The sequence below is a fragment of the Denitromonas halophila genome (assembly GCF_007625155.1).
Lineage (GTDB): Bacteria > Pseudomonadota > Gammaproteobacteria > Burkholderiales > Rhodocyclaceae > Nitrogeniibacter > Nitrogeniibacter halophilus.
This window is the reverse complement of record NZ_VMNK01000002.1, coordinates 224123-245517: the sequence shown is the minus strand read 5'-3', so window position 1 is coordinate 245517 and position 21395 is coordinate 224123. Positions and strand designations below refer to the sequence as shown.

Below are 21395 nucleotides of genomic sequence, written 5' to 3'. Positions count from 1 at the left end.
TGATGCGGAGACGCATCGGGTGATCGGTGGCACCATCGTCGGCCCATCCGCGGGCGACATGATCGGCGAGGTCTGCCTGGCCATCGAGATGGGTGCAGATGCCGTCGATATCGGCAAGACCATCCACCCCCACCCGACCCTCGGCGAGAGCATCGGCATGGCCGCGGAGATTGCCCACGGCAGTTGTACGGATGTGCCGCCGGCACGCAAGAAGAAGTAAGCAACAACGGCGCCGCCTCTACCGGGGCGGCACCAAAGAGAAACGGCGGCCTGCGGGTCGCCGTTTCTCTTTCATCAGACAGCTTTTCGCCAGATGGAAGTCACGGCACTTGAACGCCATGAGGACGATCGTATATAGTCATTCGTCATTACCTCAAGAACACCCAGACCATGTCTAATTTCTACAAATACTTCAAAGAAAACATGAACAGCCTGGGTCTGCCGGCGCCCGAGTCGCTGTTTGGAACGCTACAGCTCACCTTGGCAAATGCCACAGTATTGATGACCCAGATAGACAAATTCGGAACGCGCGTGACCCTCGGCGAACTCGGCGCAGCGACAAAACTGGAGGGCCTGGGCGTCGCTGCGGCATGCACTGCTGCATTTTATGTCGGCGCGGTCATCGGGAGCATCGCCGTCGCGACGGGCCGCACGCTCTCTGGGGGCACATCAATCGCAGATGTCTTGCTCAGCGCCAACCAGAATGGACTTTACAGGCCATGGCTCACCGAAACGTTGCAGCGGTACCCAGGCATCTATAAGGCCAATGTGGCGAATAAAAGCGCCTATCGGTTTCACGCGGCGCTCGCATGAAAGACTCCATCGCCCTCCTCCTCACCGCGCTTGTTGCCGCAACGATTGCGTGGGCCTTCTGGTTTCTTGCTGGCCCCAATGGCTTTGATGCGATCATGCTGGCCGCACTCATCTATCTTGCAATTGACAACTTCCGGCTGCGAAAAAGGCTGCGCTCCAAGCAATCCGACTGAACCGCCCCCGAAATATCAGCTCGCGTAGGTCGGAAAAACGCAGCGCCTTCCACCGCATGCAATGCATCGAACGATCCACTACCGCCGGCTACCGGACTTTGCCGCGCAAGCTCTGAGCTGCGGCTAAGATGACGGCGGATGACGCTGCGCTTATCCGCCCTGCACGGCCGTCGGTGTAAACTCGGGGCTTCGCCCGACACTGCCGAGACTCCCGACATGCGCAAACGCGACACCACGCTCTCTACCGACCAGAAAGCCCTCGCCATCAACCTCGACAAGCTGAAGTACGGTTCCATCGTGGAGATCGGGGCAGGTCAGGAGGTGGCGCGGCGGTTTTTCTCGGTGGGCGCGGCGGCGGGGACGATTGCCAAGACCATGTCGGCCTACGACATGGCGGTGAGCGATGACATCTACGGGCATGTGGATCGCTATGTGAGCCGGGCACGTCTGCTGCAGATGCTGGACAAGGAGTTCAGCCAGGTGGTGGCGCGGCTGGCGCATGTGCGGGCGAAGAACACCACCTTTTTTGCCTACGCGGCAACGGTGACGGCGCGCAGCTTCAAGCAGGCGAACGAGTGCCACGGCTGGGTGGGCGTGCGTTTGCAGTTGCATCCGGGCGCCGAGCCGAGCGATGTGATCATGCATGTGCGCATGCTCGACGACGACAACGCGCTGCAGGCCGAGGCGCTCGGCATTCTGGGCGTGAACCTGATCCACGGCGCCTTCAACCACTATCAGAACCCCGAGTGGGTGGTCGAGGCGCTGGGCGACGGACTGGGCTCGGAGCGCATCGAGGTGGACGTCATCCACTTCTCCGGCCCCTATTTCGAGGAGGTCGAAAACCGCCTCATGAACCTGCACCTGATTCGCAGCTGGCTGACCCGCGCGGTGGTGTTCAACCCGGCCGGAGAGGTGGTGGTGCCGGGCGAGCTGCTGTACCGCAAGCCGGTGATGGTGATGCGCGGCAGCTTCAAGCCTTTGACGCTGGTGAATGTGGACATGATGCTCGCCGGCCAGAAGCAGTTCAGCCAGCTGGCGGCGGTCGATGAGAAAGAGGTGGTGTCGCTGGCCGAGATCACCATGAACTCGCTGGCCTCGGGCGACAACGTGGACGGCGCAGACTTCCTCGCCCGCATCGATCTGCTGGCCTCGCAGGGCTACACGGTAATGATCTCCGACTATCTGCGCTTCTTCCGTCTGCGCGCCTACCTGCGCCGCTACACGCAGAAGCCGATCGGTATCGTGCTGTCGGTGCGCGATTTCAGTTTCCTGTTCGACGAAAAATACTACGAGGGCATGGAGGGCGGCATTCTGGAGGCTTTCGGCAAGCTCTTCCCCGACAACACGCATGTGTATGTCTACCCCTCGCGCCCGCGCGGCGGAGAGGCGACCGACCTGGTAACGCTCGACAATGTCGAGGTGCCGGCCAATCTGCGCCACCTGCTCGCCTACTTGAAAGAAAACGACAAGCTGCTGGCGATCGAACCCCACGACGAAAGCCATCTGCACATCGACGTGACCGAGGTGCTCGCCGGACTGCGCAGCGGTCGGGGCGACTGGGAAGAAGATGTGCCCGAATCGGTCGCGCAACGCATCATGGACGGACGCTTGCTGGGCTTCGATACCGAGTAAGCGCACCCCTGCCTGACAAAAACGGCGGCCCACGGGTCGCCGTTTTTGCGCCGTCAGCTCAAGGCAGTGGTAGCCGCCGCTGATGCTTGATCGATTTGAGCGAGAAGCTGGAATAGATCTCCTTCACGCCCGGCAGTGTGCGCAACACGTTGCGAGCGAACTCGCCGAAGGCTTCGAGATCGGTGGCCACCACTTCGAGCATGAAGTCGTAACGCCCCGATACGTTGTGGCAGGCCACCACCTGCGGAATGCCCTGCACCGCGACCTCGAAAGAGTCACCCACATCGATGCGGTGGTTCTCCAGCATCACGCTCACGAAAGCGGTCACGTCATAGCCGAGGCGGCGCGGGTCGAGTTCGGCATGGTAACCACGGATCACACCAGACTCTTCAAGCGCCTTGACCCGCCGCCAGCAGGGCGACGACGTCAGCGACACTTGCTCCGACAGATGAGCGACGGTGACCCGCGCATCGTTCTGCAAACTCGTCAGAATCTTCTTGTCGATCTCGTCCATAGCAAATTTTCCTAAAACAAAGCCATATTCTTTGCCTTTCATGCGCCAATGAAAGCATATCGCGCATGATTTCGGCAATTATCGAAAGCCATGGATCGCTAAAGTGGATGCATTGGCCAGCAGGCCTTCCCACCCAACAAGGAAGCCCCCATGTCACACGCGTCCAGCCCTCAAGGTTTTGCCACCCGCGCCATCCACCATGGCTACGATCCGCTCGACCATCAGGGCGCGCTGGTCCCCCCGATCTTCCAGACCTCCACCTTCGCCTTCGACAGTGCCGAGTACGGCGCCGCCTGTTTTTCGGGCGAGGAAAAAGGCCATTTCTACACCCGCATCTCTAATCCCACGTTGGCCCTGCTTGAGCAACGCATGGCAGCGCTGGAGGGCGCCGAGGCGGCCGTAGCCTTCGGCTCGGGCATGGGCGCGATCACCGCCACCTGCTGGACGCTGCTGCAACCGGGCGATGAACTGATCACCGACACCACGCTGTATGGCTGCACCCATTCGTTCTTCATGCACGGCCTGCAGCGCTTTGGTGTCAAGGTCACCCGCATCGACATGACCGATCCGCAGGCGCTGGCCGATGCCATCTCCAGCACGACCCGTCTGGTGTATTTCGAGACCCCGGCCAACCCCAACATGCGCCTTGTCGACATCGCCGCCTGCAGCGCCATCGCCCACCGCCACGGTGCGCTGGTGGTGGTCGACAACACCTATTGCACCCCCTATCTGCAACAACCGCTCTCGCTGGGCGCCGACGTGGTGGTGCATTCGGCCACCAAATACCTCAACGGCCACGGCGATGTCACCGCCGGCATCGTCGCCTGCAACGCCGAACTGGCCATGCGCGTGCGCCTCGAAGGCCTCAAGGACATGACCGGCGCCGTGCTCTCGCCCAACGACGCGCACCTCATCATGCGCGGCCTCAAAACGCTGGCGCTGCGCATGGACCGCCACTGCAAAAACGCCGAAGCGATTGCCCGCACGCTGGCCTCGCATCCGGCCGTCGCGCGGGTGTACTTCCCCGGCCTTGAAAGCGATCCATATCACGCCCTCGCCAGCCGCCAGATGAAGCGCTTTGGCGGCATGATCGCCTTCGAACTCAAGGGCGGCCTGGACGCCGGCCGGACCTTCATGAACCATCTGAGCCTGATCACCCGTGCGGTCAGCCTGGGCGACGCCGAATCCCTCGCCCAGCACCCCGCCAGCATGACGCACTCGACCTACACGCCCGAAGAGCGCGCGGCGGCGGGCATCCCCGAGGGGCTGGTACGGCTGTCTGCCGGGCTGGAGGATATCGAGGATCTGATCGCCGACATCGAACGCGCGCTGGCCGCCTCGCAGCTGCGCGCGGCGGCCTGAGGACTATTATCGGATCCAAAACCCGCAAACGATTCAGGGCGAGGCGCGCCAGCGCGTCGGTCGTGTTTGCCAGATCGCAACGACGCCGTCGCGCTCAAACCGAACTGAGCAACAGACTCGTCTCACTGTTGAGCACGCCATCAATCATGCGCACCTCGCGCAGCACGCGGTCAAACTCGGACAGGCTGACAGTCTGGATTTCGGCAATCAGGTCCCACGTGCCACTGGTGGTGTGCAGCCTGTGCCGTCTCTTCCGCGCGCAGATCATGTTCAACGACGCGCCTCACAAGAAGCACTCGACCATGGACCGTTAATCGGGCATTTTCATGTGTGTTCATTCGGGAAACTCGAAAGACTGGTTTGGTGGGCACATCCGATCTGACCGGCACGTCCCGAATGAACAACCTACAGAGAGATCACAGCCAGGCGGTAGATACCGCACCGTGCTGCCTTCCTGCGTGGTTTCCGGCGGTCCGATGCACTACCTTGACCGTGGTCTGGCCGAGCGCGGCATGGCGGGCTTCGGCAAGATGCCTAAATGATGTTCTGCGCCTTAGTCATCGTCGGCTGGCCAACCGGCTTCAAGTGATGCGCGACTGCATCATTCGAAAAAACCGACAAGCTGACCTAACCTGAATCAAGGCGGCCAGAAGCACTGACACAACGACTCCCGACCAGAAGCACCCCGCCCACAGACTGGATAAGTGACATTACGTATTCCGTTACTGAACGCTTTGAGACACTATGCTTGTGCCCAATGCTTCAAAGCGGGCTCAAAGTAACCAGAGAAGGTTGCGAGCCTACAGTGGCAGGTCCGGACAAAACGATTCGGGCATGACCTATATAACGTTGTGGAGGAGTCCAAATGCGCAAACATGTAATCGCGATCGCAGCAGCTGCAGTCCTGGCAGGCCAAATCGGTGTCGCTCAAGCCGAAGGCGCGTGCGATGACGGTGAGGTAGTCATCAAGTTCGCCCACGTGACCAACACCGACAAGCACCCGAAAGGAATTGCTGCGGAGTTGCTGGCCAAGCGGGTCAACGAAGAAATGAACGGCAAGGCCTGCATGCAGGTGTATCCGAACTCCAGCCTGTACAACGACGACAAAGTGCTCGAGGCGATGCTCAGCGGCGACGTGCAGCTGGCTGCTCCGTCGCTGTCGAAGTTCGAGAAATTCACCAAGAAATTCCGTCTCTTCGATCTGCCCTTCCTGTTCACCGACATTGATGCGGTTGATCGCTTCCAGAACTCGGCCGACGGCCAGAAGCTGAAGGAATCGATGAGCCGCCGTGGTCTGACGGGCCTGTCCTTCTGGCACAACGGCATGAAGCAGCTGTCGGCCAACAAGCCGCTGATCAAGCCGGAAGATGCCAAGGGTTTGAAGTTCCGCGTGCAAGCCTCTGACGTGCTGGTCGCTCAGTTCGAGCAACTCGGTGCCAACCCGCAGAAAATGGCCTTCAGCGAAGTGTACGGCGCGCTGCAGACCAAGACCATCGATGGCTGCGAAAACCCCTGGTCCAACATCTACGGCCAGAAGTTCTTCGAAGTTCAGGACGGCATTACCGAAACCAACCACGGCGTGCTGGACTACCTGGTTGTCACCTCGACCGAATGGCTCAAGAGCCAGAAGCCGGAAGTGCGTGACCAGTTCCTGAAGATCCTCGGCGAAGTCACCACCGAGCGTAACGCCGCCGTCAAGAAAGTCGACGAAGACAACCGCCAGAAAGTCATCGAAGCCGGTTCGACCGTGCGTACGCTGACGGCTGAGCAGCGCCAGGCGTGGGTCGAGGCGATGAAGCCGGTGTGGAAGAAGTTTGAGGGCGACATCGGGGCTGACCTGATGGAAGCCGCTCAGAAGGCTAACAAGGGCTAAGCCCGTGGGGCGCGAGGGCGTCCCATCTGCGCCATCCGTATGCGCGGCGAGCCTGGCTCCCCGCGCATATTTTTGGCCCAACCTTTGATAAAACGGAGAGGGAGATGACTGGAGAACCGAGCCGATTTTCCCAGGCAGTGGAAAGCGCTGAAGAAACATTCATCGCGGTCACACTGGGATTCATGACGCTGATCACGTTCGCCAACGTGGTTGCGCGCTATGTCTTCAACAGCAATATTTTGTGGGGGCTGGAAGTCACGGTCGTCCTGTTCGCCTGGTTGGTGCTCGTCGGCGCCGCCTACGGCGTCAAACGCACATTCCACATCGGCGTGGATGTCATCATCAACCTGCTGCCTCCGCCGGTGAAAAAGGTGTTTGCCTTGCTGGCCGTCGGCGCGAGCCTGCTCTTCGCCGTACTGCTGCTCAAAGGCGCTTGGGAATACTGGTATCCGTTTGCCTCCGACCGTATCTGGATGGAAACCGACGACATCCCGATGCCGGGTTTCCTGGCATGGATTGGCCCGATCATCAACGAAGGCGAAGCTTACGAGAAGATGCCGCGTTTCGTGCCCTACTTCGCACTGCCGCTGGGCATGGCCCTGTTGGTGCTGCGTTTGCTGCAGGCGGGCTATCACGTACTGACCAATCAGCGTGACTCGATCATTGCCGCGCACGAAGTTGAAGACATGATCGAAGACGCGGTTGATGCCCACGCCGACGGTCACCATCACAACTCGGACCGCGCCATCGCCAAGATGAATGCGGGCGCTCAGACCAACAAAAAGGAGCACTGACCGATGGATCTCGCAATTCTCTTCGGCATGGTCATCGGCTTCATGCTGATCGGCGTGCCCATCGCCATCTCGCTCGGTCTGTCGAGCATTCTGTTCCTGATGTTTCACTCGGACGCCTCGCTCGGTTCGGTGGCACAAACGCTCTTCACCACGTTTGACGGTCACTACACGCTGCTGGCGATCCCGTTCTTCATCCTCGCCTCGAGCTTCATGTCGACGGGTGGGGTGGCAAACCGCATCATCCGCTTCGCCATCGCCATGGTCGGCTCGATTCGTGGCGGCCTGGGTATCGCATCGGTGGTCGCTTGCATGATGTTCGCCGCGCTGTCGGGCTCCTCGCCTGCCACCGTGGTGGCTATCGGCTCCATCGTCATCGCAGGCATGGTGCAGGCGGGCTACAAAAAGGAGTTTGCCGCAGGTTTGATCTGTAACGCGGGCACGCTGGGCATTCTGATTCCGCCGTCGATCGTGATGGTGGTCTATTCCGCCGCCACCGACGTGTCGGTTGGCCGGATGTTCCTCGCGGGCGTCGTTCCGGGCTTGCTCGCCGGCTTCATGCTGATCATCGCGATCTACATTGCGGCGCGCGTCAAGAACCTGCCCAAACAGCCCTTCCCCGGCTGGGGCGAGGTGTTTACAGCAGCGCGCGACGCCGGTTGGGGCCTGTTCCTGATCGTGATCATTCTTGGCGGTATCTACGGCGGCATCTTCACGCCGACCGAAGCGGCTGCGGTGGCCGCGGTCTACGCCTTCTTGATCGCCAACTATGTCTACCGCGACATGGGGCCGTTTGCTGATGAAAACAACCATCGCAATCCGCTGTTCAAAGTGCTGGAAGTGTTCTGGCACCAGGACACCAAGAAGACCCTGTTCGAAGCGGGCAAGCTGACCATCATGCTGATGTTCGTGATCGCCAACGCGATCATCCTGAAGCATGTGCTGACCGAGGAGCGCATCCCGCAGGCCATCACCGAGGCCATGCTCTCAGCCGGCTTTGGCCCGATTGCCTTCCTCATCGTGGTCAACATCATCCTGCTCATCGGCGGTCAGTTCATGGAACCGTCGGGCCTGCTGATCATTGTGGCACCGCTGGTCTTCCCGATCGCCATCCAGTTGGGCATCGACCCGATCCACCTGGGCATCATCATGGTGGTGAACATGGAAATCGGCATGATCACACCACCTGTTGGCCTGAACTTGTTCGTCACGGCGGGCGTCGCCCAGATGTCGGTGATGAACGTGGTCAAGGCGGCCCTGCCCTGGGTCGCGATCATGATGCTCTTCCTGATCATCGTCACCTACGTGCCCTGGGTCTCGACCTGGCTGCCGACGCTGATGATGGGCCCGGAAGTCATCATCCAGTAAGCCTGAGCACGCGAACAGAACAAACCCCTGCCTCGGCGGGGGTTTGTTTTTTTGCGCCGACAATCTGGCACTGAAGCCCTCCGACCATCAGCCGTCGTGTTTGCGTGGCAACCAACCCGACCATCAGACGCATCCAGCACCGGCCACGCGGCTGTGTGTTGAAGCGTCCGACAACGAAAAACGCCCGGCACTGGCCGGGCGTCCAAAGCGCTACAGCAGAACCGGGCTTTACTTCGCCTTGAGCGGGAAAAACAGCTGTTCGCCGTGCAACTTGTAATCAGCGATAGCCTGATGTCCGGCCTCGGACGTGATCCAGTTAATGAAAGACTCCGCCGCGGCCTTTTTGACATGCGGATGCTTCACCGGGTTGATCAGAATCACGCCGTAGGGGTTGTAGAGTGCCGGGTCACCCTGGAACAAAATCTTCAGATCCTGCCGGTTCTTGAAGTTGGCCCACGAACCGCGATCACTCAGGGTATATGCACCGACACCCGCCGCCATGTTCAGCGTCGCCCCCATGCCGGACCCCGACGCCTTGTACCAGGCCTGTCCTTCCGGATTCTTGCCCGCCGCTTTCCAGAAACGCATTTCCGCCGAGTGGGTGCCACTGCGGTCAGCGCGCGAAGCGAAGGCATTGCCGCTGTCAGCGATCTTGCCAAACGCCTCGTCAGTACTCTTTGCGGCAGCAATGCCCGCAGGATCGGCCGCCGGACCAACCACGACGAAGTCGTTGTACATCACGTCCTTGCGATACGCCCCGAAGCCCTCGGCGACAAAGGCTTCTTCTTTGGCGCGGTCATGCACCAGCAGCGCGTCTGCGTCGCCGCGCTTGCCGACATCGAGCGCCTGACCGGTGCCCAGCGCAACGACCTTTACCTGAATGCCGGTGGCCTTCTCGAAGATCGGCAGAATATAGCCGAACAAGCCCGAGTTTTCAGTGGACGTCGTCGAAGCCAACGTAATGGATTCACCGGCCTGCACCGACATTGCCGTTGCACTCAGAATCAGCGCTGGAAGCAGACGTTTCAAAAAGCCAGATGCCATGGGAGTTCTCCTTGAATGAACTGCCGCGCCTCCACCGAGGACGGCTGGGAAAAGAAGCGACGCACCGACACATGTTCACGTACCCGGCCGCCGGCCAGAAACACGATGTCATCGGCCAGACGCGTCGCCTGACCGAGATTATGCGTTGTCATTAATATTTTTGTACCTTCCGTGCGGATCTGCCGCACGATGCGCTCCACCGCTTCGACCGCCGAGGGGTCGAGACTGGAGGTCGGCTCATCCAGCAAAAGCAGGCGCGGCCGGGTCAGCCACACCCGACCCAGCGCCAGACGTTGCTGCTCACCGCCCGACAATTGCCTGGCGTTATCGTTGGCCCGATCAGCCAGCCCGATCTGCTCGAGCATGGCCATTGCCGCCATGCGTCGCTCGCGTGCGCCGACCCCGCGCGGCACCAGCCCCAAGGCGATGTTGTCGATCACCGAGCTGCGCAGCATGACCGGATGCTGGAAGACCATGCCGACCGCCAGCGGATCAAAGCTGCCGCCGCCCCAATCGATCACCCCTCCCGTGGACGGCAACAGACCGCAGATGGTCCGCAGCAGCACGCTCTTGCCCGCACCATTGGGCCCGAGCACCACGGTGATACCCTCGCCCGACAGGGTCAGATCCACCCCATCGAGGACAGCCCGACCATTGGGTCGAAACACCACATCACGAAGCTGCAACGGGAACAGGCTCATTCGAATCGACGCATCACCGAGGTGCGCAAGGCGAAGGCCCCGGCGTTGAGAAACAGGATCAGCGCCAGCAAAACCATGCCCAGCGCAATCGCCAGCGGGAGATCCCCCTTGCTGGTTTCGAGCGCAATGGCGGTGGTCATGACGCGGGTACTGCGGTCGATATTGCCGCCGACGATCATCACCGCCCCCACTTCCGACATCGCGCGGCCCAGACCGGCCAGCACCGCCACCGATAGCGAAAACCGGCAATCGTGCAGCAGCACCCGCACTGTGTCGCGCCAGCCAAAGCGCAGCGCGGCCAGCTCTTCACGGTACTGCCGCCAAGTATCTTCGACCACTTGCCGGGCGATCGCCGCCATCAGCGGCACCACCAGCACCACCTGAGCAATCACCATGGCCGATGGCGTATACAACAGGCCGAAGTCGCCCATTGGCCCGGAGCGCGACAACACGAGATAGACCACCACCCCCACGACCACCGAGGGCAGCCCCATGAAGCCGTTAACGATGACGGCCGCCGTCTGCTTGCCGGGGAAGCTCCCAACGGCCAGGCACGCGCCCAGCGGCAGTCCGATAAACGTGCCGATCAAGACGGCCAGGCCGCTCACCTGAAGTGAGAGCAGGACGATCTCGAATACGCGCGCGTCGAAGTCCCACAACAGCGAAAACGCGTCGGCAAACGCCTGTGAAAATCCGCCCAAAGTGCCTCAGCCTCCGCCGCGTTGCATGGCGCGATCCAGCCGCGCGATCAGGGCCGCGCGCGCCGGCAATTCGCCCGCCAAAAACTCAAATCGGGTCGCCAGCACCGGCAACGCAAACAGACCGATCCGCCGTGCCGACTGCGGTACCGCGGTGATCTCCAGGCGCACCTCGCCCGCGCTCACGCGAAACCGCCCCGCTCCCAGCGACTCGACGCCGCCGGGCAATGCCGCATGCAGACTCCGCTCAAACTCCTGCGCGCTGGCGCCCACTTCGCGCGAAAACGTCTCCAGTGACGGGGGGGTAAACGCCAAGATCAGCCTCCGGCCACTGGCGGCCAGATGGCCAGTTCATCGTTTTCTTCCAGCACATGGCTCGCCCGCGCGGCCGGTGGAATGAAACGCCCATTGACCAGCACCAGATGCGCGCTTTTTTCAGGCACCCGGTACTGATCAATGACCGTCTGAATCGTGGTGCCTGCCGGCAGATCCAGATCAACGATATTGCCTTTTCGATCGGCCGGCAGGTAATCGGTCAATGACGCAAACAACTTGAACTTCAGCTTCATGCCACCGCTCGATTCAAGGCGGTGGATTGCGTCACCGCCACGTAGGCCTCAAAGAACGCGTGCGGGTTGTGAAGCAGGCGGTCTTTCCAGGGCCCGAGACGCAACTGTCCCTGGATCAAGCCGCGCAACGCACCCACGTGATCGGTGAGCCCGATGGCGGTTGCGCCGATCAGCACATCGTCCTTGAACTGCAGGCTGATGTAGCGATACCCCGCCTCGTCGCATTGCTCGACGCTTTGCCCGTCCTTGTCGCCCCACCATTGACCAAATGAAGTCGAGATCAGACCGAGCGTGTCGAGCACGTTGATCGCCAGAACCCCCGGCAACTGAGCCTGTCCGCCCGCCATGTTGATGGCGGCAATACGCGCCTGATCGGCCGCATTGGGCTGAATGGCTGACACCAGGTGCGCACCGGTGAACAGATCCGGCGCCTCGGCCACGTCCCCGGCCGCGTAGATGCCCGGCACCGAGGTTTCCATGCGCGAATCGACGATCACGCCCTTGGCCACGTGCACCCCGGTCGCTTCCAGAAAGCCGACATTCGGCGCCACGCCAGCGGCAACAATCACCACATCGCAGGGAAAATGCTCGCCGGTGGACAACTGCACATTCAGCGGCGCATCGCCCGTGCCGGTGTCGATACGCTCAACGCCCGCCGAGGTGCGCACGGCAATGCCCTTGGACTCCACCCAGCGCTTGATCATGCCGCCAGCGGTCGGGGTCATCATGCGCGGCACCATGCGGTCCCCCATCTCGACCACGGTCAGCTCCACCCCCCGTTTGGCCAACGCTTCCATAATGATGCAGCCGATGAAACCCGCGCCGAGCTGCAGCACCCTGCTGCCGGGCTTGGTCAGCGCTGCAATGGCGCGCGCGTCTTCAAGCGTCCAGCAAGTCTGGGTTTGCGGGCGGTCAATGCCGGGGATGGGCGGACGCACGGGGTGCGATCCGGTGGCGATCAGCAGGCGATCGTAGTCTTCGTGGCTGCCGTCGTGAAACAACACGCGCTGTTGCTCACGGTCGACCGACACCGCACGGCCCGGCTTCAAGCGAATGCCCAGCGATTCGAAATGCCCGGCGCGTTTGCGCAGGTAGGTGCCGGACTCGTTGATGTTGCCTTCGAGCAGATACGGGATGGCCATGCGCGAATACGGCGGCGCGTCTTCACTGCCAGCCATCACGACCTGGCCGGCCGGATCGGCCTGGCGCAGGGTTTCGGCGGCAATCACCCCGGTGGGTCCATTGCCCAGAATCAGATACTTCATGGAGAACTCCTCATACGCAGGATCGGCCCGCCCGCCCAGAAGGCAAGGACGAGCCGACAGCAAGCGGAACCGGCCGCGGCCTTCACCGCGACCAGCACTCAGCCCAAGGCTAGAATCAGAGCCCGAGCCGGGCGACTGTTTCCTCGGTGACAACGCCTTCCGGCGTCCAGCCACGTATCTGGTAGTACTCCGGAATCATCTTGTCGATACCGCTCACCAGCCCCTTGGCCGGACCCGTCTGGGCAGGTTCGGTCTTCAAGCGCGGTGGCAGGTCGTCATCCTTGCGGGTAAAGCCTGCGGCCGTGTTGAACTGCCGTTCCATGTTCCAGATGCGCTCGCCCACCAGGTTGAGTTTCTCCATGGACCAATCACCGTCACAAGCCGCCTGCAACTGCGGCTGCACATCGGCCAGCGTCCAGGCAAAGGACGTGAACACGCAGATGCCCGCCGAGTCGAAAATCGCCGTCGCATCCTGGAAGGCCTTGACCAACTCCGGCTTGCCCTCGGTGACCAGCGGATCAGTCTTGACCGGGATGCCCAGCACCTCGGAGGCCACGGTATAGCTGCGCAAATGGCAGGCGCCGCGGTTGGAGGTGGCATAAGTCAGGCCCATGCCCTGGATGCCGCGTGCGTCATAGGCCGGAAACTCCTGCCCCTTGACCGTCATCGACAACTCGGGGTGACCATACTTGGCGCACAGGCGCTTCGACCCTTGGCCGATTTCCACGCCAAAGCCTTCGCCCAGTGCGGTCATCTCGGTGAAGCGCGCCAGCGCTTCGGCTGAACCGAAAGGCGCATCAACACCGATCTGCTCGCTCGTCAGCACGCCCATCTCGTAGAGTTCCATCACCGCGCCGACGGTGGCGCCGAAGGAGATCGGGTCCATGCCCTGCTCGTTGCACAGCAGGTTGGCGTACTGCAGGGCTTCAATGTCGCCCACACCATTGGCGGCACCCAGCGCCCAGGCGGCTTCGTACTCCAGACCGCCCGACGCGCCCCAGTATTCGGGCTTGTTGACGACAGTGAAATGGCCCTTATCGATCTCGGATATCCGCCCGCAGGCGATGGTGCACCCGAAACAGGCGGCATTGGTCACCAGTTGCGACTTGCCATCCGAGGCGCGCTTCTCGTGCATGGCCTCGGCCGAAATCTTGGACGCATCCTCAAACTGCACATCCTTGTGGTTGCGCGTCGGCAGCGAACCCATCTCGTTGATCACGTTCATCAACACCTGGGTGCCATACTTCGGCAGCCCCTCACCCGTCACCGCGTTGTCGGCCAGCACTTTCTTGGCGGCAGTGGTTGCGGCCATGAAGCCCTTGAAGTCCTTGATGCCGCCAACGCCCTTCGTGCCGCGCAACGCCACGGCTTTCAGGTTCTTGGAGCCCATCACCGCGCCCACGCCGGAGCGGCCGGCGGCCCGGTGCAGATCATTGACCACACAGGCGTACAGCACTTGATTTTCGCCCGCCCGGCCAATCGAGGACACCCGGATCTGCGGGTCCTGATGCTGCTTCTTGATGGTCTCTTCGGTTTCCCAGCAGGACTTGCCCCACAAACCGCTGGCATCGCGCAGCTCGGCCCGGTCATTTTCGACGTACAAATACACCGGTTTTGGCGACTTGCCCTCAAAGATGATCATGTCCCAGCCGGCGAACTTCATTTCGGCGCCAAAGAAGCCACCGGAGTTCGAACAGGCAATGGCGCCAGTGAGCGGCCCCTTGGTCACAATGGTGTACCGCCCGCCGGTCGATGCCATGGTGCCGGTCAGGGGACCGGTGGACATGATCATCTTGTTGTCCGGCGATAAAGGATCGACCTTCGGATCGATTTCGCTGATGAGATATTTGCTCGCCAACCCGCGTGAGCCGAGATATTCGTCGGCCCACTGCATGTTCAGCGGCTCAGGGGTGCACGTGCCCTGAGTGAGGTTCACGCGCAGGATTTTTCTAGCCCAGCCCATGGTTCCGTCCTCCTCAAGTTGCCGGCGTGGCAGTGTTGGCCTTGGCCGCCCACTGTCGCATCTTGTCGAGCCCCGTCCAGTCGGCGTCGATATAGGTAATCGCGCCGGTCGGACAGGCCGCAGCACAGGCCGGGTTGTCATCGCACAGGTCACATTTCTGGACCTTGCCCGAATCCTGCTCGTAGTTGATGGTGCCGAAGGGACAGGCGATGGTGCACACCTTGCACCCGACGCAGATATCCTCGTGAACGACCTTGGCGCCCGTCGCCGCATCAAGCCGGATAGCATCGACCGGACAGGCGTTCATGCACCAGGCTTCGGCGCACTGGGTGCAGGTATAGGGCACCTTTTTGCCCTCGGCTTCAAAATTGAATACTTTGATCCGTGACTTGGACGGATTGAAGACCCCATGATGCTCATACGAACAGGCCATCTCGCATTGCAGACAGCCCGTGCATTTGGCGGGGTCAATGTGAAGAGACTTCAACATCGGCCGACTCCTCCTGACAGGTTGAAATCGGGCGGGTGGTCTCTGGCGGACCGAACAATAGTCCTCGCAGTGCAGTCAGCTGCGGGACAATTCCTGCATGCGCCCGTTTATTATTCTCCCTCACGCGCCTGCTCAGCACGACGCGATCGAGTCTTCAGCATACGCCCACGGACTTGATTGTCAACGCACCGAAAGCCGCGCCGGATGGCGCTTTCAGGCGGGATTGCCTACTATTCATCTGGACGCAGTGCAACACGTTTTCCGATGCAGTTCACGTTCCAAAACAAGAGACCCGACCATGACACGCCCGACCGACGCCCCAGCCGCTGCGCGAACCGCGCTTGATGTTGAGGAAGCACGCGCACTCATTCACGCCTCTCTGACGCCGGTCCAGGGCTGGGAACAGGTCGCCATTCGCGATGCCCTCGGCCGCGTCCTCGCCCAAGACGTTATTGCGCCGCACAATGTCCCCGCTCATGACAACTCCGCCATGGACGGCTACGCCATTCGTACCGACGACTGCCACGCCGGCGCGTCGCTAAACATCGTCGGTACCGCCTTCGCGGGAAACGCCTTCTCCGGCATCGTCGGACCGGGTCAGGCGGTGCGCATCATGACCGGCGCGATGATGCCGCGCGGCGCCGACTGTATCGTGCCACAAGAAGACGTTCAGGCCGACAAGACCAAGGTTCAGATTCCGGCCGGCCGCAAACCCGGCCAGAATGTCCGCCGCGCCGGCGAAGACCTCGCCCTGGGCGAGCCGGCCCTGTCTGCCGGCAAGCGTATCGGCCCGGCCGAACTCGGCCTGATCGCCTCGCTGGGCATTGCCGAAGTTACCGTCTATCGCCGGCTGCGCGTCGCGTTTTTCTCGACCGGCGATGAAGTCGCCTCGATCGGCAAACCGCTCGCCCCCGGCCAGATCTACGACAGCAACCGCTACACGCTCTATGGCGTACTGACCCGGCTCGGCTGCGACATCCTCGACATGGGGGTCATTCCCGACCGTCCCGAAGCGCTCGAAGCGGCCTTTCACGATGCGGCCACCGCCGCCGACGTGATCCTCACCTCCGGCGGTGTGTCGGTCGGCGAGGCGGATTTCATCAAGGAAATGGTCAATCGACTAGGCGAAGTCGCCTTCTGGAAGATCAACATCAAACCGGGCCGGCCGATGGCCTTTGGCAAGCTCGATACCACTTGGCTGTTCGGCCTGCCGGGCAACCCGGTCGCGGTGATGGTCACCTTCTACCAGTTTGTGCAGGACGCCCTGCTGGCGCTGATGGGCGTCAGCCCCCTGCCGACGCGGCCCACGCTGGCCGCGCGCTGCACCATCGAGATCCGCAAGCGCCCCGGCCGACGGGAATTCGTCCGGGCCATCGTCCGCGCGAGCGCCGATGGCTGGGAGGTGTCGCCCACCGGTGCCCAGGGCTCCGGCGTGTTGCGCTCGATGTCAGATGCCAACTGCTTCATCGTGCTGCCCGAGTCCCGTGCCGATGTGGCCGCAGGTGACGCGGTCGACGTTCAGTTGTTCGACGGCCTGACCTGATCCGCCGAGCGATCAAACAACAACGCCGGCATATGCCGGCGTTGTTGTTTTGAATGACAGACTCACTTCGCGCCGATCACGAGCTCGACTCGACGATTGCTTGCACGGCCTTCCCGCGAGCCGTTGTCAGCCACCGGCTCATCTTCGCCACGCCCTTCTGAAGACAGGCGCTCCTCGGCGACACCCCGCTCGATCAAAGCACGCGCCACCGCGGCGGCGCGCGCCTCGGACAGCGTCTGATTGTAGGCGCCATCCCCGGCGCTGTCGGTATGCCCGACCACCCGCGCATGCACCTGCGGCACCGTATTGAGTACGCCGGCGAGACGATCAAGCGCATCGGCAGCGTCGGCATTCAATTCGCTGCGCCCCGACTTGAAGCTCATCGCACCGGGCAGCGTCACGCGCAAGCCATCACCCAATGCTTCGACGCCAAGTCCGACATCTTTCAGCCCGTCCGCCTCCGCCGACAACAACTGCATGGGCGTCTTTCCGGGCTCAGCCCGCGGTGCGGCAGCCGGTGCTGCCGGCTCTCCGGACGACTGGGGGGCGGTTGCGCAAGCGGACAACAAACATGCGCTCAGCGCAATGGCGATCAAGGACGACTTCATGGAAAGAACCTCGTGACGAGTGAATATAGGGGTCCGCGCTTGCGACACCGGGGATTCAACAGCCCACGGCCAGCGCCTCCTGGAATACTCCAGCTGGGCTCGCATCATACACGCCAACAAATGTCATTTCCATATGACAAACAGTAATTTATCGCTATGCCAACGATCAGCGAAAGAGCGCCGCCCCGCCCGTGCGCAGAAAAACAAATGCCAGAGACGCGTCTCTGGCATTTGTTTTACAACAGACGCGAACCCGCTGGTTCGCGTCAGCGGGCGGTTCAGCCGCGCGTGGCAGCAAGCGCAGCGTTCAGCGTCGTGCTCGGGCGCATTACCGTCTTGGTCTTCTCGGCGTCGGCCATGTAATAGCCACCGATATCGACCGGCTTGCCCTGCACGGCGCTGAGTTCGGCAAGAATCTTCGCCTCGTTGTCGGCCAGCGACTTGGCCAGCGGGGTGAAGTACGCTTTCAACTCGGCGTCTTCGTCCTGTGCCGCCAGGGCCTGCGCCCAGTACATGGCCAGGTAGAAGTGGCTGCCGCGGTTGTCGAGCTCGCCGGTCTTGCGCGATGGCGATTTGTCGTTGTCGAGCAGCTTGCCCGTGGCTTCGTCCAGCGTCTTGGCGAGCAGCTTGGCCTTGGCGTTGCCTTCCTTGATGCCGAGGTCTTCAAGCGACACGGCCAGCGCGAGGAACTCGCCGAGCGAGTCCCAACGCAGGTGGTTTTCTTCAACCAGCTGCTGCACGTGCTTGGGCGCGGAGCCGCCGGCACCGGTTTCGTACATGCCACCGCCAGCCATCAGCGGAACGATGGACAGCATCTTGGCCGAGGTGCCCAGTTCCATGATCGGGAACAGGTCGGTCAGATAGTCGCGCAGGATGTTGCCGGTGACCGAAATGGTGTCCTGGCCGCGAACCACGCGCTCCAGGGTGTAACGCATGGCGCGCACTTGCGACATGTGCTGGATGTCGAGACCGGTGGTGTCGTGATCCTTCAGGTAGAGCTCGACCTTCTTGATCAGCTCGTTCTCGTGCGGACGGTAGGGGTCGAGCCAGAACACGGCCGGCATGCCGGAGTTGCGCGCGCGGGTGACGGCGAGTTTGACCCAGTCGCGGATCGGGGCGTCCTTGACCTGGCACATGCGCCAGATGTCGCCCTCTTCGACGTTCTGCGATAGCAGCACTTCGCCGGTGTCCAGATCGGTGATGTTGGCGACGCCGGCCTTCGGGATCTCGAAGGTCTTGTCGTGCGAGCCATACTCTTCGGCTTTCTGCGCCATCAGACCGACGTTGGGCACGGTGCCCATGGTCTTCGGATCGAAGTTGCCGTTGGTTTTGCAGAAGTTGATCATCTCCTGGTAGATACGGGCAAAGGTCGACTCCGGCATCACTGCCTTGGCGTCTTTCTGGCGACCATCGGCCCCCCACATCTTGCCGCCTGAGCGGATCATCGCCGGCATGGAAGCGTCAACGATGATGTCGTTGGGCGAGTGGAAGTTGGTGATGCCCTTGGCCGAATCGACCATCGCCAGCTCGGGGCGGTGCTCGTGGCAGGCGTGCAGATCTTCGATGATCTCCTCGCGCTGCGAGCGCGGCAGATTGGCGATCTTGTCGTACAGATTGACCATGCCGTTGTTGACGTTGACACCCAGCTCACGGAACAGCGCGGCGTGCTTCTTGAAGGCGTCCTTGTAGAAGATCCGGACGCAGTGGCCGAAGACGATGGGGTGCGACACCTTCATCATCGTCGCCTTCACGTGCAGCGAGAACATCACGCCGGACTGGCGCGCGTCTTCAATCTGCTCTTCGTAGAAGTCGCACAGCGCTTTTTTGCTCATGAACATCGAATCGATGATCTCGCCGTCAAGCAACGCAACTTCGGGCTTGAGCACGATGGCTTCGCCTTCCTTGGTGATCAGCTCCATCTTGACCTTGCGCGCACGGTCGAGCGTCATCGACTTTTCGCCGTGGTAGAAGTCGCCATGCTTCATATGCGAGACATGGGTACGCGAGGCCTGGCTCCACTTGCCCATCGAGTGCGGGTGTTTCTTGGCGTAGTTCTTGACGGCAGCCGGCGCGCGGCGGTCGGAGTTGCCTTCGCGCAGCACCGGGTTGACGGCGGAGCCCAGGCACTTGCCGTAGCGGACCTTGATCGCTTTGTCTTCGTCGGTTTTTGGCGCTTCCGGGTAGTCGGGAATCGCGTAGCCCTTGGACTGCAATTCCTTGACGCAGGCCATCAGCTGCGACACCGAGGCGCTGATGTTCGGCAATTTGATGATGTTGGTGTCCGGCTCCTGGGTCAGACGGCCCAGCTCGGCGAGCGTATCCGGCACCTTCTGCTCGTCGGTCAGGAATTCGGAGAATTCAGCCAGCACCCGCGCTGCCACCGAGATATCGCTCGTCGTCACGTCGATGCCAGCCGGCGCGGCGAACGTCCGGATAATCGGCAGCAGGGAGCACGTCGCCAACAAGGGCGCCTCATCGGTGAGGGTGTAGATGATCGTCGGACGCTTCGTAGTCATGCATTTCTCCCTTGTTTTATATCGTGGCGCAAAGCCAACCGGATACCGCAACCAGCCTAGTTTGCCCTAAGCGCTCCGTATTCGCATTCAGGCAAGTCAAGGCGAAGGCGTAATTATAATGCCGGATCCTTACGTCTCGCTGGCAATCATATAGATGACTGACCGCCGGTTATCACTGGGGGCATTTTCTGCCACCCATGCACCAAAATGAAGCGGCGTTTGCCGTGCGGATCGACACCGAACTTCGGCCCACTTCGCTCAGCGAATCGTGACTGTGTCGCTACGGCTATCGCCCCGGTTGTCGCGCCATGACACGCTCACCGTCTCGCCCGGCGCGCCTCCGGCAAACGAAAACACCAGATACGGGTCGCGCGACACCGACGGCCCGAAGCGCGCCTGCAAGACCACACGGGCCTCGTGCAACACCGTCAGGTCAGTGATGTAATGCGCCGCCACCAGCGCGCCCTCGGCCAGGCGCCGCCGCCCGGTTTCCATCGGGTGCGCCGCCATCAGACGCACTTGCGTCACGCCCTCTGCCACCGTCGCCCGGATCCGTACGGGATCGCTCATTGTTCTGTCCTCATTGCGCTCAGCCGCAACCGCCCTGCACAATCTTGATCTCGCGCCGCGCCAGCGAAAAACCGCCATCAGCTTCAATAACTGCAATCACGTGACTCGTTTGCGCCATCTTGATTCGGGTCTGCAGACGGGGCAAGGTCCCGTCAGGCAACGCAAATACCGCCGCCAAGGTGGTCGGATTCTGATCGACGAGCAGCGCCATTTGCCGCGTGCCCGCCAGGCGGGAGATCACCTCGACTGACACCATCGCACCGTTCTCGACGATCTCGGCCGCGACGATCTCGATCGCGTCGCTCTCACGCGCCCCGGCTGCACCCAGCGCCTCCATCACTGCGTCGACACCATGAATCGAAAACACGGATGCCGCCGACACCGGCAGCACGCCGGCCGCAACCAGCCAGGCGAGCACGCCCGCGCGCGCACCTGTTTTCAGGGCCAACCGCCGTGACCGATCCATACCTTCTCCTGAGCAAAATTTCTGTCCATTCACCGCATATCGTGCCATAGCCCGCGTCGCCGCAGCGTCAACCGGTATCATGACGGCCATTCGTTCCTGACACGGGAGACCGACTTGAAGCTGATACGGCCACTGATTTTCCTTTGGCTGGGCGCCATGGCACCAGCCATTCACGCCGGCGGCATGGCCATCGATGCCGGTCGCACACTCGCCGCCACCTGCGCCAATTGCCACGGTACAGACGGACACAGCGTCGGCGGCACGGAAAGCCTCGCCGGCGTCCCGCGCGACACGTTGCTGCGCAAGCTGTCCGCCTTCAGCCGCGGCGAAAAGCCCGCCACCATCATGCATCAGATCACCAAGGGCTACACGCCAGAACAATTGACGCTGATCGCCGAGCATTTTGCCGCCCAACGCGCCCGCACAGGACACTGAC

At 61.7% G+C, this 21395-nt stretch carries 23 protein-coding genes and 2 pseudogenes; 10 read left to right on the top strand and 15 right to left on the bottom strand.

The genetic code is table 11. From position 1 onward, the window contains the following. The 4 genes and pseudogenes from FHP91_RS02005 to FHP91_RS01995 all read left to right on the top strand — a co-directional run. Positions 1-220 (top strand): annotated as a pseudogene (locus FHP91_RS02005) (dihydrolipoyl dehydrogenase); the annotation flags it as partial. 170 nt (positions 221-390) lie between these two features. Then, the gene (locus FHP91_RS02000) at positions 391-813 is read left to right on the top strand and encodes a hypothetical protein (RefSeq protein WP_144308006.1); all 423 of its coding nucleotides are present in this window, start codon (positions 391-393) and stop codon (positions 811-813) included. Beyond that, on the top strand, positions 810-986 hold the full coding sequence (locus FHP91_RS21080) for a hypothetical protein (protein ID WP_186301415.1): 177 nt from the start codon (positions 810-812) through the stop codon (positions 984-986). The genes FHP91_RS02000 and FHP91_RS21080 overlap by 4 nt, the downstream gene beginning before the upstream one ends. 216 nt (positions 987-1202) lie before the next feature. After that, positions 1203-2618 (top strand): TonB-dependent receptor, encoded by a 1416-nt coding sequence (locus tag FHP91_RS01995; RefSeq protein WP_144308005.1) that lies wholly within the window; start codon positions 1203-1205, stop codon positions 2616-2618. A gap of 58 nt (positions 2619-2676) precedes the next feature. On the opposite strand, the gene FHP91_RS01990 is transcribed toward FHP91_RS01995, so the two are convergent. Next, positions 2677-3132, bottom strand: a complete 456-nt coding sequence (locus tag FHP91_RS01990) for an Lrp/AsnC family transcriptional regulator (protein ID WP_222105084.1) — start codon at positions 3130-3132, stop codon at positions 2677-2679. Positions 3133-3282: 150 nt separating this feature from the next. On the opposite strand from FHP91_RS01990, the gene FHP91_RS01985 reads away from it, so the two are divergent. Then, complete coding sequence (locus FHP91_RS01985) at positions 3283-4494, top strand: methionine gamma-lyase (RefSeq protein ID WP_144308003.1); 1212 nt, start codon at positions 3283-3285, stop codon at positions 4492-4494. Between the two features lie 94 nt (positions 4495-4588). Here the strand turns inward: FHP91_RS01985 and FHP91_RS01980 are convergent, their stop codons facing one another. Beyond that, entirely contained in the window at positions 4589-4762 is a 174-nt protein-coding gene (locus tag FHP91_RS01980; RefSeq protein WP_246116196.1) for an Lrp/AsnC ligand binding domain-containing protein, read from the bottom strand. A 10-nt stretch (positions 4763-4772) separates the two neighbouring features. Next, positions 4773-4832 (bottom strand): annotated as a pseudogene (locus FHP91_RS21680) (hypothetical protein); the annotation flags it as partial. Positions 4833-5359: 527 nt separating this feature from the next. On the opposite strand from FHP91_RS21680, the gene FHP91_RS01965 reads away from it, so the two are divergent. The 3 genes from FHP91_RS01965 to FHP91_RS01955 all read left to right on the top strand — a co-directional run bounded on the left by FHP91_RS01965 (position 5360) and on the right by FHP91_RS01955 (position 8526). Beyond that, positions 5360-6367, top strand: coding sequence for a TRAP transporter substrate-binding protein (locus FHP91_RS01965; RefSeq protein WP_144308002.1), 1008 nt, complete (start codon positions 5360-5362; stop codon positions 6365-6367). A 104-nt stretch (positions 6368-6471) separates the two neighbouring features. Continuing rightward, positions 6472-7161, top strand: coding sequence for a TRAP transporter small permease (locus FHP91_RS01960; RefSeq protein WP_144179800.1), 690 nt, complete (start codon positions 6472-6474; stop codon positions 7159-7161). Between the two features lie 3 nt (positions 7162-7164). Further along, on the top strand, positions 7165-8526 hold the full coding sequence (locus FHP91_RS01955) for a TRAP transporter large permease (RefSeq protein ID WP_144308001.1): 1362 nt from the start codon (positions 7165-7167) through the stop codon (positions 8524-8526). Positions 8527-8754: 228 nt separating this feature from the next. On the opposite strand, the gene FHP91_RS01950 is transcribed toward FHP91_RS01955, so the two are convergent. The 8 genes from FHP91_RS01950 to FHP91_RS01915 all read right to left on the bottom strand — a co-directional run bounded on the left by FHP91_RS01950 (position 8755) and on the right by FHP91_RS01915 (position 15256). Next, positions 8755-9513: a substrate-binding domain-containing protein gene (locus FHP91_RS01950; RefSeq protein ID WP_246116193.1), complete on the bottom strand. Its 759-nt coding sequence runs from the start codon at positions 9511-9513 to the stop codon at positions 8755-8757. A 38-nt stretch (positions 9514-9551) separates the two neighbouring features. Next, positions 9552-10271, bottom strand: a complete 720-nt coding sequence (locus FHP91_RS01945; protein WP_144307999.1) for an ATP-binding cassette domain-containing protein — start codon at positions 10269-10271, stop codon at positions 9552-9554. Continuing rightward, positions 10268-10972: an ABC transporter permease gene (locus tag FHP91_RS01940; protein ID WP_144179804.1), complete on the bottom strand. Its 705-nt coding sequence runs from the start codon at positions 10970-10972 to the stop codon at positions 10268-10270. Before FHP91_RS01940 ends, FHP91_RS01945 begins: the two co-directional genes overlap by 4 nt. A 6-nt stretch (positions 10973-10978) precedes the next feature. Beyond that, positions 10979-11284, bottom strand: coding sequence for a hypothetical protein (locus tag FHP91_RS01935; protein WP_246116192.1), 306 nt, complete (start codon positions 11282-11284; stop codon positions 10979-10981). Between the two features lie 2 nt (positions 11285-11286). Next, entirely contained in the window at positions 11287-11538 is a 252-nt protein-coding gene (locus tag FHP91_RS01930; RefSeq protein WP_144179806.1) for a MoaD/ThiS family protein, read from the bottom strand. Beyond that, positions 11535-12803, bottom strand: a complete 1269-nt coding sequence (locus tag FHP91_RS01925; protein WP_144307998.1) for an NAD(P)/FAD-dependent oxidoreductase — start codon at positions 12801-12803, stop codon at positions 11535-11537. The genes FHP91_RS01930 and FHP91_RS01925 overlap by 4 nt, the downstream gene beginning before the upstream one ends. Before the next feature lie 115 nt (positions 12804-12918). Next, positions 12919-14766 (bottom strand): aldehyde ferredoxin oxidoreductase family protein, encoded by a 1848-nt coding sequence (locus tag FHP91_RS01920; protein WP_144307997.1) that lies wholly within the window; start codon positions 14764-14766, stop codon positions 12919-12921. Between the two features lie 13 nt (positions 14767-14779). After that, positions 14780-15256, bottom strand: a complete 477-nt coding sequence (locus FHP91_RS01915; protein ID WP_144307996.1) for a 4Fe-4S dicluster domain-containing protein — start codon at positions 15254-15256, stop codon at positions 14780-14782. Positions 15257-15554: 298 nt separating this feature from the next. On the opposite strand from FHP91_RS01915, the gene moeA reads away from it, so the two are divergent. After that, positions 15555-16799, top strand: a complete 1245-nt coding sequence (gene moeA, locus FHP91_RS01910) for a molybdopterin molybdotransferase MoeA (RefSeq protein WP_144307995.1) — start codon at positions 15555-15557, stop codon at positions 16797-16799. A 62-nt stretch (positions 16800-16861) separates the two neighbouring features. Here moeA and FHP91_RS21245 read toward each other — a convergent pair whose 3' ends face one another. From FHP91_RS21245 to FHP91_RS01890, 4 genes are all read right to left on the bottom strand, one after another. Beyond that, positions 16862-17278: an OmpA family protein gene (locus tag FHP91_RS21245; RefSeq protein ID WP_222105082.1), complete on the bottom strand. Its 417-nt coding sequence runs from the start codon at positions 17276-17278 to the stop codon at positions 16862-16864. A 407-nt stretch (positions 17279-17685) separates the two neighbouring features. Beyond that, positions 17686-19923, bottom strand: coding sequence for an NADP-dependent isocitrate dehydrogenase (locus FHP91_RS01900; protein ID WP_144307993.1), 2238 nt, complete (start codon positions 19921-19923; stop codon positions 17686-17688). A gap of 258 nt (positions 19924-20181) precedes the next feature. Continuing rightward, positions 20182-20493 carry a thiosulfate oxidation carrier complex protein SoxZ gene (gene soxZ, locus FHP91_RS01895; RefSeq protein WP_144307992.1) on the bottom strand — a complete coding sequence of 104 codons (312 nt, stop codon included), beginning with the start codon at positions 20491-20493 and terminating at the stop codon, positions 20182-20184. 19 nt (positions 20494-20512) lie between these two features. Next, a complete protein-coding gene (locus tag FHP91_RS01890) occupies positions 20513-20959 on the bottom strand; it encodes a thiosulfate oxidation carrier protein SoxY (protein WP_186301414.1) in 447 nt (148 codons plus the stop codon). A 114-nt stretch (positions 20960-21073) separates the two neighbouring features. Here FHP91_RS01890 and FHP91_RS01885 point away from each other — a divergent pair, with 114 nt between their 5' ends. Beyond that, a complete protein-coding gene (locus tag FHP91_RS01885; RefSeq protein ID WP_144307990.1) occupies positions 21074-21394 on the top strand; it encodes a c-type cytochrome in 321 nt (106 codons plus the stop codon). The last annotated feature ends 1 nt before the right edge of the window (position 21395 follow it).